A 15,174-nucleotide genomic window follows, 5' to 3' on the forward strand; every position below is an offset into this window, starting at 1 on the left:
GGACATCCAGCTCGTTCCGGGCGACTACACCTTCCACGAGGTTGCCGCTCCGGAGGGCTACATGGCCGTCACCGACATCACCTTCACGGTCGACACCAACGGTGCCGTCACGATGAAGGATGCCGCCGGCAACACGGTGACCGCGAACGGCGACACCCTCGTGGTGACCGACCAGCAGCTGCCCGAGCACACCCCGACGACGACTCCGACGGAGACGCCGGCCGACACGACGCCGGCCCCGGGTCCGCAGCAGTCGGGCCTCGTGGGCACGGGTGTTGACGGTGCAGGCGCGCTTGGCGTGCTCATCGCTGCGGTGCTCGTTGCAGGCATGGGCGTCCTGCTCATGTCGCGCGGCCGCCGAGCTGAGTAGTCCCGCCTGACGAAACGGGCAAAATCCGGGGGTCCAAGCCGCATTGAGGCTTGGACCCCCGGATTTTGCCCTCGGTGCTATGCCTCGACGAGCGCGTGCGCCTCGCAACGCACTCGGTCGAGCTCTGCGCCGCAGCTTTCGCAGGTGATGAGGCGTTCTCGGCAGGACGGTTCGCTGCAGTTCTGCAGTCGCGTGGTGGCTTCGTCGCAGAAGCGGCAGTGGGCGAACACCTTGACGTTCTCGCCGAAGGTGACTTCCTCGCGTCCGTCAAACACCGTGAGGGCCCCTTCCCAGAGCCCCGAATTGCCGAAGCGCTCGCCGTAGCGGACGATGCCGCCATCGAGCTGGTACACCTCGTTGAAGCCGCGCTTCACCATGAGCGCTGAGAGCACTTCGCAGCGCACGCCACCCGTGCAGTAGGTGACGACAGGCTTGTTCTTCAGCTCGTCGTACTTGCCCGAGTCGAGCTCGCGGATGAAGTCGTGCGTCGTGGACGTGTCGGGGACGATCGCGCCGCGGAAGCGGCCGACCTCAGCCTCGATCGCGTTCCGGCCGTCAAAGAAGACGGCATCCGGCTTGGCTTCGAGCAGCTCGTGCAGCTCGTCGGGCTTCAGGTGTGTGCCGCCGCCGACCACACCGTGCTCGTCGACCTCAAGCTCCTCCGGTGCGCCAAACGCGACGATTTCGTCGCGGGCCTTCACACTGAGGCGCGGGAAGTCGAGCGAGTAGCCCGACTCATCAAGGCCCGTGCCCTCCGACCACTTCATGTCGACACCCTTGAACGGTGCGTAGTCCTTGAAGCGGCGAACGTACGCCTTGCATGCTTCGAGCGAACCGCCGACCGTGCCGTTGATGCCGTGCTTGGAAATGAGGATGCGGCCGCGCAGCTGGTGCCGCTCGCACAGTTCACGCTGCCACAGCATCATCGCCTGCGGGTCGGCGATAGGCGTGAACACGTAGTAGAGCAGGATCTTGGCTGGCTGGGGCATGACTTCCTCGGAGAGTAGGGGCTTCCATCCTCGCACCTGGCGAAGCGGACCGCGCGTGGTCGGCTGCAGACGCGGTGGCGGCACGTTGTGCCGCATGCCGCAGGACGGTGCTGGTGTGGGAGGCGTACCATCGGAAGGCACACACGTCTGAACAAGGAGCCCGCTATGGCAGCCTCGATCGTGCGCCGCATTGCGGGCGCCGTCGCGGTGGTGACGCTGTCGAGTAGCGTCGCCGCATGTCAGGGTGCCGGCGAGTTCACCTTGAATGGGTCTCCGGAGGTTGCCGCGGGCGAGCTTGCGAGCCAGTCGCAGGGGGATCGCGGGAGTTCCGAACGCTGTCAGGCCGTCTTCGGTCGGGAGTCGCTCGGCGCAGACATCGCGGCCCAGGCCACCGGCGCGCCGCTGGGCACTAAAGGGCACCTTGAGCGCCACACGACGCTGCGCAGCGTCGGCAGCGACCTGGCCGCATCCATCACGGTCGCCGTGGTGGCGACGTGCGACGAGGGTGGGATGAGCCGCCTCAAGCTCACGAACTTCGACATGAACCGCGTCGCCTCGACGGACGAGAGCGCATCACAGACCATGACCGTGGACGTGCGCGAAGGTGACCATCTGCGGTTCCGCTCAGGCGTCATTGTCTCCATCGACTTGATCGATCCGGCGGACGCCTCGATCGACTATCGCGTCGTCACTCATTGATGAGGAACTCCAAGAAGTCCTCGACCGACGGCCGAAATCGGCGACCGCCCGTGGGGAAGTAGAGGTCGCGCAGCATGGGGATCTGCCGTGCTTCGTCGAGTGGTGCACGCTGAGGTATTCACCGCTTGTGGAGGCACGCAGCTGGAAGAAAACAAGAAAACCCCCGCCGAAGCGGGGGTTTCATCTTGTGGCTCCGACCGGCATCGATCCGGTGACCTTTCGATTTTCAGTCGAACGCTCTACCAACTGAGCTACAGAGCCATCGGGAACCGGGGATTCCCTGTCGGAGACAGCAACGCCCTTCCTTTCGAAAGGGCGAAGCGACTCGCGACCCTGACGGGACTTGAACCCGCGACCTCCGCCGTGACAGGGCGGCACGCTAACCAACTGCGCCACAGGGCCATTCTTGAATTGTTGGTGGTTCTTACTCTATCTGCTCTGGCCACGCGTCCGTGACCCCAACGGGATTCGAACCCGTGCTACCGCCGTGAAAGGGCGGGGTCCTAGGCCGCTAGACGATGGGGCCGAGCGGATGTTGTAACAACTACCGACGAGTAAGCATACGGAAGTTGGGGGCGCGTGGCAAAGTCGAGTTTGCAAACCGTCGACTTCCGCGGAATTTCGGGGAAGTTGCGGTCCCCCTCGGCGTGTCGCAATCGGCGGTCGGGGGCTGTTCTGGCGCGAATCTATCTCGCGAATACACCTGAAATGCAAAAAAGTCTGGCGACGCGCCTAGGCGTGTCGTGCTGAAGTTGTTACTGTTCTTGATGTGGTCTGTGTGACTTGTGTTTCCAATACGGTCTCATGAGGTGAATGGGCCGCACGTACCCCCGAGCGTGCGTCACACGCCCACCCCAACGAATCCCCTGCCGGAGGAGATCCGATGACTCAGTCCACACCGCCGCGCGATGCACTGCGCCTGACGCGCTGGAATCCCCTGCGCGCGCCCTGGCGAGCTCGCCTCGCTGGAGCCAGCATCGCGGTGCTCGGCGTGATTGGTATGTCCGCCGTCGCAGTCCCCAGCTGGGCAGCCGAAGCATCCGACTTCGCCAGCTGGGACGACGTCATCGCCGCCCAGAACGACGTGGACCGCCAGCAGGCGCTCATCGACGAGATCAACGGCCAGATCGCCGAACTCGACACCAAGCTGCAGGACGCGACCGGACGCGCCAACGCAGCGGGCAGCGAGTACGGCGCCGCCGCACAGAAGCTCACCATCAAGCAGGCCGAAGTTACGCGCCTCCAGGAAGAAGCGGACAACGCTCGCGCAACCGCCGAGGAGACCCGCGACCAGGCTGGCCAGCTCGCCGCCGCCATGGCGAACCGCGGTGGCGGTGACCCCTCGCTCACGCTCTTCATGAACCCGCAGCGCGCGGATGACCTCCTCAGCCAGCTCGGCATGCTCTCTGGCCTTGCCGAGCAGACTGACGGTATCTACGCAGAGGCGGTGGACCAGCAGGAGACCGCCGAGCAGCTCGCTGCCCAGGCAACGACCGCTGCGGAAGAACTTGCCGATATCGAAGCGGACGCGCGCACGAAGTACGACGCCGCGATGGCCGAGCAGGTCGCAGCGCAGAACGACCGCGACGCGGCAACCTCGCAGCGCGCTGAGCTCCAGGCGATGCTCATCCCGCTCCAGGAGAAGCGCAACGTCACGCAGGCCGACTACACGAACGGCCAGAAGATCCTCAAGCAGCAGGAAGAGGACACGCGCAAAGCACAGGCCGCGGCAGCCCTCGAGGCACAGCGTGTCTCCTACATCCAGGATGTCGAGAACGCGATTGCTGCCGGCCTCGAACCGCCCGCCCCACCGGCCGGCATCGACCCGCTGAGCGAGGCCGACCTTGCTGCCATCCGTGCCAAGGTGAATGGCGGTACCGCAGCGGCCGCACCGAACGCAAGCGCGACGTCCGAGGCAACGAACAGCGCCGAACCCACCGAGGCTCCCACCGAGACGGCTGTTCCGACGCCGTCCGAGGTGCCGACGCTGACCGCAAGCCCGGCGCCGAGCGAAACCGCGAAGCCTGAGCCGACACCGACGGCAACGCCGGTGGAAACCACCTCGCCCGAGCTTCCGGCGCCTGAACCGGTCGCACCGGTTGAGCCGGCGCCAGCTCCGGAACCTGAACCCGCACCTGCCCCCGAGCCCGCACCTGCCCCCGAGCCCGCACCGGCACCGGCTCCTGAGCCCGCGCCGGCCCCCGAACCCGCCAACAACGGCATCATGGCTGGCTACGCGGCACCCGTGGAAGGTGGCTACCTCACCGACCCCTTCGGCATGCGCTACCACCCCGTGTACCACTACTGGGCACTCCACACGGGTATCGACATCGTCCGTGAATCCGGCACCTGCGGTACCCCGATCCACGCAGCCACGAGTGGCGTGGTCACCTACGCAGGCTGGACGGACGTGGGCTACGGCAACTACATCGTCATCGATATCGGTGGCGGTGCCCAGAACGGCTACGCCCACGTCATGGATGGCGGCGTCGCCGTGAGCGTTGGCCAGCACGTGAACGCCGGCGACGTCATCGGCTACATCGGCACGACCGGTGCCTCGACCGGCTGCCACCTCCACTTCGAGGTCATGTCGAACGGTGAGTTCATGGATCCAGTGCCCTGGCTCAACTACGTGGGCGTCTACTACAGCTAGACCCGAGCGTGAAGGGGTCCGCGCCGAATACGGTGCGGGCCCCTTTTCTTGTGCCGTGTGAGTTTTCCTGTGCGGTGCGTGACTCGGAGGCCGCCGGATGCCAGGGGCGCTCCGCACACGAAAGCGGGGCCGCACCGATGTGGTGCAGCCCCGCTTGCGAAGGGTGAGTGACTACTCGGCCGGCTTGTATGCCTTGAGCGAGCGCTCGATGATCTCGGTGGCTTCCTCAGCCGAACCCCAGGCCTCAACCTTGACCCACTTGCCCGGCTCGAGGTCCTTGTAGTGCTCGAAGAAGTGCTGGAGCTGGTCCTTCGTCGACTGCGGGACGTCGTCGAGCGACTGGATGTGGAGCCAGCGCGGGTCCTTGTACTGCACGCAGAGGACCTTGTCGTCCCCGCCAGCTTCGTCGGCCATGCGGAGCACGCCGACCGGGCGAACCTTGAGGCCAACGCCCGGGAACACCGGCTCCTCGAGGAGCACGAGTGCGTCGAGCGGGTCGCCGTCGTCGGCGAGGGTGTGCTCGAAGAAGCCGTAGTCAACCGGGTACACGAACGGCGTGAAGAGGACGCGGTCGAGGTAGACGCGGCCGGTCTCGTGGTCAACCTCGTACTTGTTGCGGCTGCCCTTGGGGATTTCGATAACAACGTCGTAGGCGCTCATTGGCGTGCTCCTTCGCTCGGCGTGAATGTTCACAGCGGATTCGGTGAGTCCAGGCTACCGAGGTGACATCGCGTGGCGGGACACCGTGACCAGGTTTGGGCATATATCAGTCATCCCGCTTGGAGGAGGGGGGGGATCACCGCTATCTTCCCAAATCTGGTCAGGCGACCGCGGGCTGGGGGAATGTTGAGGCTGCGCACACCGGGCGCTCGAACGGGCGTGTGATGGTGGAAGCATGACTGAGAACACCGCACAGTCCTTTGGCTCCGGCTCGTTTCACGGCGAGGTGAACCGCTCGAGCGCTCCTCGCGACGTTGCGGGCGGCGGGCAGCCTCGCGTGAAGTCTCATGATGCTGGCAAGGCCTCCTTCGCAACGCCGCAGCACGCCAAGGTGCCGCGCCTGAGCCGCACGAAGAAGAGCCTCATCGGCCTCATCGGCCTCGCACAGCTTGGTCTCGCCACCGCTGCCGGCATCGACCTTGCCCGCCGCGACCCGAAGCGCATCCACGGCCCGAAGGCCTTCTGGTACGCGGTGCTGCCGCTCAACTGGATTGGCCCGATCGCCTACTTCATGGCGGGCCGCAAGCTCGGCCGCAAGTAGTGGACGCAGGGCGAGGCGGCTCAGGACCGTGTTGACGGCACGACGACTCCGGGCGATTGCCCGCGAAGATCGCTAGGCTGAGCGCGTGCCAGATCGTCCTCGCCTCACCCCGCCCGTCGCGGACATTCGCCGTACCGTTCGCGTGAGCCTCAAGGCTGCCGCGCGCGACGGTGAACTGGTGCTCGTCGGCTTGAGCGGCGGCGGCGACTCGCTCGCCCTGGCAGCCGCAACCGCCTTCGAAGCGCCGCGCATTGGCGTGCGCGCGGGCGCGGTCATCATCGACCACCAGCTGCAGGAAGGCTCGGCCGAGGTCGCTGAGCGTGCTGCAGCGCAGGCGCGTGAGCTTGGCCTCGACCCGGTGATGGTCGTGCGCGTCGAGGTTCGGGATGACGGCCAGGGCCCTGAGGCATCCGCTCGCCTCGCCCGCTACGAGGCGCTCGAGGCGACGCGCCAGCAGCTTGGCGCGGTGGCGCTCCTGCTCGGCCACACCCTCGACGACCAGGCCGAGACGGTGCTCCTTGGTCTTGCTCGCGGATCCGGCGGCAAGAGTCTCCACGGGATGGCTCCGGTTGCAGGTCCGCTCCTGCGTCCGCTCCTCGGCATCCGACGCACTGCGACGCACCAGGCGTGCGCCGATATGGGCCTCGAGCCGTGGCAAGACCCGCACAACCACGATCCGAAGTACACGCGCGTTCGCGTTCGCGAACGGGTGCTGCCGATGCTTGAAGAAGAGCTCGGCCCTGGTATTTCGGAGGCGCTTGCCCGCACGGCCACGACCCTTCGCGAAGACGCCGAAACCCTTGACGAGCTCGCCCTCGAATGGGCCCGCGAGATCATCGACGAAAACGAAGACGGCCGTATTTCGCTGGATGTTGGCGGGCTCGTGACCCAGCCTCCGGCGCTTCGCCAGCGCATTTGCCGCATCGTTGCAGAGCAGGGCTTTGGGGTGTCGCTCTCGCGCCGCCACACGATGGCGGTAGCCGCACTCGCGACGGAATGGCACGGGCAGGGGCCGGTCGATCTTCCTGGCATCCGTGTCGAACGCGAGCGGGGACGCATCCTCTTCGGTGCCGCCGAAGCACACGAGCCGAACGGCGACGACGCGACGACCGCCGACACTGCCACCGCTGGCACCCGCGGGACACGCATTGTGACGCGTGCCGGCGGTGCCACCCAGATTATTGACGAACCCACGCCACACGGCGAGGACGAGACGCGATAAGGAGCCGCCATGCGCGCTATTGACTGCCAGGACGACGTTCGGGAAGTCCTCTACACGGAGGAGCAGATCCACGCGCGCATCGCGGAGATGGCGCGCGAGATTGAGCGTGACTACGAGGGTCGCGAGCCGCTGCTCATTGGTGTGCTCAAGGGGGCCGTCATGGTCGTCTCGGACCTCGCCCGCGAGCTTCGCTGCCCCGTGAAGATGGACTGGATGGCGGTGTCCTCGTACGGCTCCGGGACGGAGTCGAGCGGTGTCGTCCGCATCATCAAGGACCTCGACGCCGACCTCACGGGCCGCGACGTCCTCATCGTCGAAGACATCATCGACTCGGGTCTCACGCTCACCTGGCTCAAGTCGAACCTCGAATCGCGCGGCCCGAACTCGGTTGAGATCTGCACGCTGCTGCGCAAGCCCTCGCGCCTGAAGTCGGACGTCCCCGTGAAGTACATCGGTTACGACGTCCCGAACGAGTTCGTCGTCGGATACGGCCTCGACTTCGATGAGCGCTACCGCCACCTGCGCGACGTCGTTGTGCTCAAGCCGCACGTCTACGGCGGCGAAGAGGAGCCGGAGCCGGCCCGCGTTGAGGTGGAAGAGGGCGCCGGCTCGCACGAGCAGCCCCAGCTGTAGCGGCTTCGCCCGCGGGGCTTCGGGACTCGCGTGGGAGAGGGCTGCCCGTCATGCCGTCCCTCCGCGCGCATCCTCGTGCTCGCGCTGGAAATTAGGTCGAAAAGTGCTTGTCCGGTCACTCACGGAGTGGCCCGACAAGCACTTTTCGACCTATCTTTTGGGTGCCGCGCGAGCCTGGGCGGGGGTGCCGCGCGAGCCTGAGCGGGGACGCGCAGCGCAGGGTGATGTGCAGCAGCATGCAGCTGGGTGGGATCCGGTGGGGCTGCGGGGCGTGGCCGCGGCTAGAGGGCAGTGAAACGGACCCTGCGCTTGGTGGGGTCGGCTTCAGTGAGGCGGACGCGGATGGTCGTCCCAGCCTGGGGCGACCCGTCGCAGGATGCGGTGACGCTCGGCTCGAGGAGCAGCACCTCCGCGGGGCGCGTATTACCATCCTTGCCGCCATCCCGCGCGCCACGCGTGACGGCGACCTCAAACTCCTCGCCCACACGCGACGCAAGCGCGAGCGCCTCACCCTTTGAGAGCGCTTCACGCTCAACCGCTGACGCGGTGCGGTTCGTCTCCTCCATCCGCTTCGCCACCTCGGGGAGCGCCGCAGCAAGCTCGGGGTCGACCTCACGGCCAGCGTCGATGGCAAGGCAGCACTCGATCGCGAAGCGGTCGGCGAGACGGCGCAGCGGCGCGGTAGCGTGCGCGTAGAGGTCGGCGACGCCCGCGTGCGAGCGTTCGTTCTCGGGCGGCAGTTCACCGTGGAATGCGACATAGCCCGCGCCGCGGAGCAGGCGGGTGGCAGCGGTATGGACGGCAAGCGTGCGTGCGTCATCGCGGGGGAGCGTTGCAAGCCAAGCGCCTGCCGCAATGCCTTCTGGCCAGGGCATCCCGATGGCCGTGCACGCCGCGCGGAACTCCGCCTCCGTGTCGGGCGTTGCTGCATCGAGGGTGCGGAGGATGCCCGTCCCGCCGCGCAGCATGATCGTGGCTGCGACGTGGCCGGTCGCGAGGGAACACTGCGCGTTCCAGTCGTCTACCTGCGTGCGGGCCTCGTTGCGGACCGTCCATCCGCCATCCGGCAACTGGACAATCTCTTGCGCGGGCAGTGAGAGTTCGATGGCGCCGCGCTCAATCGCCAGCGCCGACCGTGCCTCGCCGAAGCCCTTGAGTCCGGTGAGTGCTTCGGGGAGTTCGCGGCCCTCGTCGAACCACTGCTGCACCGTCTGGTAGTCGAGTCGGGCGGTTGAGTGGATGATGGCGCGCTCGACGCGGCCGCTCGTTATGACTCCACGCTCGTCGGTCTCGATCGTCCAGAGTGCACACGGGCGGTCTTCGCCCTCGACAAGGCTTGCCCGGTCTTCCGAGAGCACGCGTGGGTGGAGCGGCGTCGAGCCGTCCGGCAGGTACATGGTCTGACCGCGCTTTCGCGCCTCCTCATCGATTGGGCCGCCGAGTGCGACGAAGGCACCCACATCCGCGATCGCGTAGCTCAGGCGAAAGCCGGACTCGGTCGGGACGACATGGACCGCCTGGTCGAGGTCCTTCGAGCCCGGCGGGTCGATCGTGACGAAGGGGATGTCGCGGGCGTCGCGGCGTTCGGCGGCGAAGCGATCGTGCGCGGCGGCTGCGGCGGCCTCGACCTCAGCTGGAAACTCGTGCGGGAGGTTGAACTCGTCGCGAACATCATCGAACTCAAGCGCTGTGGCGTGGACTCCTCGCATGCTTGCACTGTAGCGAGCCGTGCCGAAGGCTGGCCGAACACGCCTCGCTCCCACCTTGCGCCTCCCGCCGCGCCTCCCTCCCGCCTCGCGACTCCCTCCCTCCCGCCTACCCCGTCCCCCCCGCGCTCCGGCCAAACTGCCCGCCGCAAACCTGCGCCAAATTGACGGTGCGGTGCCGAATTTGGCACCGCACCGTCAATTTGGCGCAGAAAAGGTGGGGCGAGGGGTGGGTCGGCGGGATGAGGAGCTGGGCGGGGTGCAGGGTCGTGCGAGAGAGTTCCCGCTTGGCGGATTGCCGGGAGCGAACAGGCCGTGGGGATGTCGGTGGCCTCGACTACGCTGAATGCCATTCCCTCCGGGCGCTTTGCTCGGGGTTACGACCGGCCGTGGGCACCCTTCCGGATGCCCGAAAGAAACAGAAAGCTGCGAGTTCGCGACTCGCCAGGCGACGCATGAAGACTTTCCTCAAGATCCTCAAGAACCCACTCGTCATCGTGGCGTTGGCGGTGCTCGTCATCGGCATCGGGTTCAGCCTCGTGAACGGCTCCGGCGTGCGTGAGGTCACCACGCAAGAGGGTGTGACCCTGCTCATGCAGCACAAGGTCGAGAAGGTGAAGATCGTCGACGGCGAGAACCGCGTTGACATGAAGCTCACCGAGGCCGACCCGCTGTACGGCGAGCACGTTCAGTTCACCTTCGTGAACGCTCGCGCGAGCGAAGTCGTCCGCGCTGTCTCGGAGTCGCAGCCTGCCGGTGGCTACGACGACGAAATTCCGAGCGGCGGATGGATCTTCTCGGCCATTTCGCTTCTCGTCCCGCTCCTGCTCATCGGCTTCTTCGCCTGGATGATGCTTTCGAGCGGCCCGGGGGGCGGCCGTGGCGTCATGCAGTTCGGCAAGTCGCGCGCGAAGCTCGTCTCGAAGGAGTCGCCGAAGGTCACCTTTGAGGACGTCGCCGGTGCCGACGAAGCCCTCGAGGAGCTGCAAGAGATCAAGGAATTCCTCAAGGAGCCGGCGAAGTTCCAGGCGGTTGGTGCTCGCATCCCGAAGGGCGTCCTCCTCTACGGCCCTCCTGGAACGGGTAAGACGCTCCTCGCGCGCGCCGTCGCGGGAGAGGCGGGCGTGCCGTTCTTCTCGATCTCGGGTTCGGACTTCGTCGAGATGTTTGTTGGTGTGGGTGCAAGCCGTGTCCGTGACCTCTTTGAACAAGCCAAGCAGAACGCTCCGGCGATCATCTTCGTCGACGAGATCGACGCCGTAGGTCGCCACCGTGGTGTCGGCGTCGGCGGCGGCAACGACGAGCGCGAGCAGACGCTCAACCAGCTCCTCGTCGAGATGGACGGCTTTGACGCGACGACGAACGTCATCCTCATTGCGGCCACGAACCGCCCCGATGTGCTCGACCCTGCCCTGCTCCGTCCGGGCCGCTTCGACCGGCAGATCGCGGTGGATGCGCCCGACCTTGGTGGTCGTCAGCGCATCCTCGAAGTGCACGCGAAGGGCAAGCCCCTCGCCCCGAGCGTCGACCTCGCCGTCGTCGCCCGCAAGACGCCGGGCTTCACAGGTGCCGACCTCGCGAACGTTCTCAACGAGGCGGCGCTGCTCACCGCCCGCTCGAACGCGCAGATCATCGACGAGCGCGCCCTCGACGAAGCGGTTGACCGCGTCATCGCGGGCCCGCAGCGTCGCAGCCGCGTCATGAAGGACCAGGAGAAGCTCATCACCGCGTATCACGAGGGTGGTCACGCGATCGCGGCAGCAGCTATGCGCCACACTGACCCGGTCACGAAGGTGACGATCCTTCCCCGCGGTAAGGCCCTCGGCTACACGATGGTGCTCCCGCTCGAAGACAAGTACTCGGTCACGCGCAACGAACTCCTGGACCAGCTCACCTACGCAATGGGAGGCCGGGTCGCTGAAGAGATCATCTTCCACGACCCAACGACGGGTGCCTCGAACGACATCGAGAAGGCCACGAAGACGGCCCGCAAGATGGTCACCGAGTACGGCATGTCCGCTTCCGTCGGCTCAGTGAAGCTCGGTGGCGGCTCGAGCGACCTCGTCTACGGTCAGACGCAGGGCGGTGGCCGCGACTACTCCGAAGAGGTTGCTGAAGTGGTCGACCGCGAGGTGCGCGCGCTCATCGAGCAGGCGCACCAGGAGGCCTACCAGGTCCTCACCGAGAACCGCGACATTCTTGACCAGCTCGCGGCAGAACTCCTCGAGAAGGAAACGATCGACCACGTCCGCCTTGACGAGATCTTCAAGCCGATCCGAAAGCTCCCCGAGCGCCCGCAGTGGCTGTCGAGCCCGGACCGTCCCGTCTCGACGCTGCCGCCGGTTGAAGTGAAGCCGCGCCTCGCCGTCGACGAGCTCAGCGAGAGCGCCGCCGCCGACCCGGCCACACCCGAAGCCTAGGAGCCTGCGATGACCTTCGATGAGCGTGAGGCGGCAGCACTCGTAGAGCGCTTCCTGCACCTTGTCGACCATGACCCGGCCCGCCTTGCCCGCACGCCCGAGCGCGTCGCGGCCGCCGCGAAGGAACTCTTCGCAGGTTCCGGCATCGACCCTGTACCGGCGCTTCGGGAGGGTCGTTTCCCCGCCGAGGGCTCAAGCGGCCAGCCAGTTGCGCTGCGTGGGATCGCCTTCCGCTCCATGTGCGAGCACCACATGTTGCCGTTCGAAGGGTCGATCGACCTCGTCTACGTGCCGGGCGACCACCTCGTCGGCTTCGGTCGCCTCCACGCGCTTGTCGAGACGCTCTCGAGCCAGCTCACCCTGCAGGAGGTCCTCGCCGACCGTATCGTGCAGGCGATCATGGCGGGCCTGGATGCTCGTGGCGCGCTCGTGCGGGTCACGGCTCGGCAGGGCTGCGTGACGTTGCGCGGTGAGCGCCAGGTCGCTGGGGATGCCGTCTCGATTGCCGCTGCCGGTGAACTCCGCGAGGGTGCAGCCCGAAGCGAAGCGATGTTGCTGCTCGGCGTGGCAGAGCCTGTCGCCGCGCTGCCGGATGCCGTGGGCGACGCCATCCGTGGCGGCGCCACCGTCACCGAGCGCCCGGCCGCCGCAGCATCCAGCGCGAATGCCGCAGCCACGGCCGCGCGAGGGGCCTTCCTTGAGCCCGAACTCATGGCCGTCCTCAACGTGACCCCCGACTCCTTCTCGGACGGTGGCCGCTTCGAACGCGACAATGCCGAGGCGCGCACCGAGGCCGCGCTCGAGGTCGCGCACCGCCTCATCACGGAGGGTGCCACGATCATCGACGTCGGCGGCGAATCCACCCGCCCCGGCGCCCAACGCGTCCCGCAGCCCGAAGAATGCGCGCGCGTCCTTCCCGTCGTCGCCGCACTCGCCGACGAAGGTATCGAGGTGTCCGTCGACACAATGTACGCCGAAACCGCCCGCGCTGTGCTTGACGCAGGCGCGCGCTACGTTAATGACGTCTCGGGGGGCATGGCCGATGCCGAGATGCTGCCGCTCATGGCCGAGACGGGCGCGCCGTACATCCTGAGCCACTGGCGTGGGCACTCGATCCTTATGAACAACCTCGCCGAATACCGCGATGCGGGCCGCGAGATTCTTGACGAGCTCCTCCACATGCGCGACCAGGCCGTGCAACGCGGGCTCAACCACGAGCAGATCATTCTCGACCCGGGCCTCGGCTTCGCAAAGGACGCCGAACATAACTGGGCCGTCCTCGGCATGCTCGAGGCCTACCAGTCGACCGGCCATCCGCTCCTTATTGGCGTGAGCCGCAAGCGCTTCACCGGCGCGCTCCTGCCCGAAGGTGCGCCCGTGCTCGACCGCGACCTCCCGACCGCGATCATCTCGGCCCTCTGCGCCGAGCGGGGCGTGTGGGGCGTTCGCGTCCACAATGCGCTCGCAAGCAAGGTCGCCTTCGACGTCGCGCGCGGCTTCCACGACGGGTCCGTGCTCGGGCCGGTGGCGAGCTCGGGAGGCGCAGCGTGAGCAGCACAGAACTGAGCGCCACCACGCGCAGCACGAAACAGTCGCTCCCCGTCGCCGAACTCGACTCGATCAGCTTCGAGCGCCTGCGCGTGCGCGCCAACCACGGCGTCTACGAGCACGAACGCGAAGAAGGCCAGGACTTCTTCATCGATGCGACCGTGTGGACCGACACCCGTGCGGCCGCGCAGAGCGACGACATCGACGACACCGTCCACTACGGGCAGCTCATGCGCGCCATCCACGCGAGCGCCGAAGGTGAGCCGGTCGACCTCCTCGAAACGCTCGCCGAACGGCTTGCCCGCGTCGCACTCTCGTTCCGCGGCGCGCAGGCGGTGCGCATCACCATCCACAAGCCAGAAGCGCCGGTCCCGCTTGACTTCGCGGACGTGAGTGTGAGCATCCTTCGTTTTCAGCGCGAAATGCGTGAGGATGCAGCGGCCGAGCAAGGCACGAACGCTGAGGCGGCCGCGTCATGACGCGCACCGCGATCATCGCCCTTGGCTCGAACCTCGGCGAGCGGATGCGGCACCTGCGTGAGGCGGTCGCCGCGGTCGACAGCATCCCGGGTGTTCACGTGCGCGCCGCATCCCGCATTTACGAGACGCCCGCCCTCACGCTCGAGGGCGTGAAGGAGGACGCGCCGCGCTACCTCAATGCGGCGATTCAGGTCGCGCTTGACGAGACTGTCACCTCGCGCGAGCTCCTCAACGAGCTCCGCGCCATCGAAGACGAAGCGGGCCGTCAGCGCACGATCCGCTGGGGCGACCGCACTCTCGACCTCGACATCATCGTGGTGGCGGGGGAGACCAGGCACGATCGCGAGCTTGTCATCCCGCATCCCCGCGCCCACGAACGCGCCTTCGTGCTTGCGCCATGGCTCGATCTCGAACCCGAGGCAGTGCTCGCCGACCACGGCCCGATTGCGGAGCTGCGCGAGCAGGCAGGTGATCGTGTGGATGCCGTCGCCGAGCCGAGCAGCATTTGGCCGGCCGAACCTGCCACCGCCGACTCGGCAGCTGGAACACACGAGACGGGAGCGCTTCGGGCATGAACCGCACCACACCGGGCACCCTCGCCGTGACTGCGCTCATCGGGGCAGTCCTCGCGTGGATGCTCGAAAGCTGGTTGCACGCCCAGGGGCGGCCCATGCTCATCCCGGCCCTCACCTTGCCGGTCGTGCTGCTTGCCGTGGCCGTGCTGCTCATCGTGTTCGCCTGGCCAGTGCGCCGCTACACGAAGTGGCTCCACGAGGAGCACGAGCGTGCCGAGCAGCGTGCCCGCCGACGCGCCGTCGACGGTGATCCGGATACTGCAGACGACCTTGCTCCCGCTTCCCGCGATGGCGCGCCAGCCCGACCAGACCCCTTCGTCGCGCTCCGCCTCGTCGCCTTTGCCAAGGCTTCAAGCCTCTCCGCCGCGCTCCTCTCCGGCAGTTTCGCCTCGATGCTCGTCTACGTTCTTACGCGCAGCTTCATCGAGACCGGATCCGCGTGGGAGTGCGGCGTCTCGCTCCTCGCGAGCATCGTGCTCCTCGTGGCAGCGCTCCTTGTCGAACGCTGGTGCTCGCTGCCGCCGAGCAGCCCCGGCCAGCAGCGCCAGGGCGCCCGCGGGACGGCGTAGCGCGAGCGCTCGCAGCACGCAGGGCGTCGTACGGATGGCCTCGGCCTCGT

Annotated in this window: 14 protein-coding genes and 3 tRNA genes; 11 read left to right on the plus strand and 6 right to left on the minus strand. The window is 67.1% G+C overall.

Features of this window, described 5'->3' with window-relative positions; all coding sequences use genetic code 11:
• On the plus strand, positions 1-370 hold a 370-nt coding region (locus ZAL01S_RS06800), incomplete at its 5' end, for a SpaA isopeptide-forming pilin-related protein (protein ID WP_169793685.1).
• A 77-nt stretch (positions 371-447) separates the two neighbouring features.
• Here ZAL01S_RS06800 and trhO read toward each other — a convergent pair.
• Positions 448-1,359, minus strand: a complete 912-nt coding sequence (gene trhO, locus ZAL01S_RS06805; protein ID WP_066081624.1) for an oxygen-dependent tRNA uridine(34) hydroxylase TrhO — start codon at positions 1,357-1,359, stop codon at positions 448-450.
• A 165-nt stretch (positions 1,360-1,524) separates the two neighbouring features.
• Here trhO and ZAL01S_RS06810 point away from each other — a divergent pair, with 165 nt between their 5' ends.
• Complete coding sequence (locus ZAL01S_RS06810) at positions 1,525-2,058, plus strand: hypothetical protein (protein ID WP_066081626.1); 534 nt, start codon at positions 1,525-1,527, stop codon at positions 2,056-2,058.
• Positions 2,059-2,246: 188 nt separating this feature from the next.
• Here ZAL01S_RS06810 and ZAL01S_RS06815 read toward each other — a convergent pair.
• The 3 genes from ZAL01S_RS06815 to ZAL01S_RS06825 all read right to left on the minus strand — a co-directional run bounded on the left by ZAL01S_RS06815 (position 2,247) and on the right by ZAL01S_RS06825 (position 2,584).
• Positions 2,247-2,319, minus strand: a tRNA-Phe gene (locus ZAL01S_RS06815).
• 67 nt (positions 2,320-2,386) lie between these two features.
• Positions 2,387-2,460: transfer RNA gene (locus ZAL01S_RS06820), tRNA-Asp, on the minus strand.
• Between the two features lie 51 nt (positions 2,461-2,511).
• Positions 2,512-2,584, minus strand: a tRNA-Glu gene (locus ZAL01S_RS06825).
• Between the two features lie 357 nt (positions 2,585-2,941).
• Here ZAL01S_RS06825 and ZAL01S_RS06830 point away from each other — a divergent pair.
• On the plus strand, positions 2,942-4,711 hold the full coding sequence (locus tag ZAL01S_RS06830; protein WP_066081628.1) for a M23 family metallopeptidase: 1,770 nt from the start codon (positions 2,942-2,944) through the stop codon (positions 4,709-4,711).
• A 171-nt stretch (positions 4,712-4,882) separates the two neighbouring features.
• Here ZAL01S_RS06830 and ZAL01S_RS06835 read toward each other — a convergent pair whose 3' ends face one another.
• Positions 4,883-5,371, minus strand: coding sequence for an inorganic diphosphatase (locus tag ZAL01S_RS06835; RefSeq protein WP_066081631.1), 489 nt, complete (start codon positions 5,369-5,371; stop codon positions 4,883-4,885).
• A 235-nt stretch (positions 5,372-5,606) separates the two neighbouring features.
• Here ZAL01S_RS06835 and ZAL01S_RS10115 point away from each other — a divergent pair, with 235 nt between their 5' ends.
• The 3 genes from ZAL01S_RS10115 to hpt all read left to right on the plus strand — a co-directional run bounded on the left by ZAL01S_RS10115 (position 5,607) and on the right by hpt (position 7,827).
• Entirely contained in the window at positions 5,607-5,972 is a 366-nt protein-coding gene (locus tag ZAL01S_RS10115) for a PLD nuclease N-terminal domain-containing protein (RefSeq protein WP_110467146.1), read from the plus strand.
• Between the two features lie 85 nt (positions 5,973-6,057).
• Positions 6,058-7,194, plus strand: coding sequence for a tRNA lysidine(34) synthetase TilS (gene tilS, locus ZAL01S_RS06845; protein ID WP_083523152.1), 1,137 nt, complete (start codon positions 6,058-6,060; stop codon positions 7,192-7,194).
• A gap of 9 nt (positions 7,195-7,203) precedes the next feature.
• Positions 7,204-7,827, plus strand: a complete 624-nt coding sequence (gene hpt, locus ZAL01S_RS06850) for a hypoxanthine phosphoribosyltransferase (protein ID WP_066081633.1) — start codon at positions 7,204-7,206, stop codon at positions 7,825-7,827.
• 281 nt (positions 7,828-8,108) lie between these two features.
• Here the strand turns inward: hpt and ZAL01S_RS06855 are convergent, their stop codons facing one another.
• On the minus strand, positions 8,109-9,536 hold the full coding sequence (locus ZAL01S_RS06855) for an RNB domain-containing ribonuclease (protein ID WP_066081635.1): 1,428 nt from the start codon (positions 9,534-9,536) through the stop codon (positions 8,109-8,111).
• A gap of 452 nt (positions 9,537-9,988) precedes the next feature.
• Here ZAL01S_RS06855 and ftsH point away from each other — a divergent pair, with 452 nt between their 5' ends.
• The 5 genes from ftsH to ZAL01S_RS06880 are packed head-to-tail and all read left to right on the plus strand — an operon-like array spanning position 9,989 to position 15,124.
• Complete coding sequence (gene ftsH / locus ZAL01S_RS06860; RefSeq protein WP_066081637.1) at positions 9,989-11,953, plus strand: ATP-dependent zinc metalloprotease FtsH; 1,965 nt, start codon at positions 9,989-9,991, stop codon at positions 11,951-11,953.
• 9 nt (positions 11,954-11,962) lie between these two features.
• Positions 11,963-13,504, plus strand: a complete 1,542-nt coding sequence (folP, locus tag ZAL01S_RS09805; RefSeq protein WP_083523153.1) for a dihydropteroate synthase — start codon at positions 11,963-11,965, stop codon at positions 13,502-13,504.
• Positions 13,501-13,980 (plus strand): dihydroneopterin aldolase, encoded by a 480-nt coding sequence (gene folB / locus ZAL01S_RS06870; RefSeq protein ID WP_244875359.1) that lies wholly within the window; start codon positions 13,501-13,503, stop codon positions 13,978-13,980. The genes folP and folB overlap by 4 nt, the downstream gene beginning before the upstream one ends.
• Positions 13,977-14,555: a 2-amino-4-hydroxy-6-hydroxymethyldihydropteridine diphosphokinase gene (folK, locus tag ZAL01S_RS06875; RefSeq protein WP_083523154.1), complete on the plus strand. Its 579-nt coding sequence runs from the start codon at positions 13,977-13,979 to the stop codon at positions 14,553-14,555. Before folB ends, folK begins: the two co-directional genes overlap by 4 nt.
• On the plus strand, positions 14,552-15,124 hold the full coding sequence (locus ZAL01S_RS06880; protein ID WP_066081639.1) for a DUF3180 family protein: 573 nt from the start codon (positions 14,552-14,554) through the stop codon (positions 15,122-15,124). The genes folK and ZAL01S_RS06880 overlap by 4 nt, the downstream gene beginning before the upstream one ends.
• The last annotated feature ends 50 nt before the right edge of the window (positions 15,125-15,174 follow it).

The organism is [Zimmermannella] alba NBRC 15616 (assembly GCF_001570905.1).
Lineage (GTDB): Bacteria > Actinomycetota > Actinomycetes > Actinomycetales > Microbacteriaceae > Pseudoclavibacter > Pseudoclavibacter albus.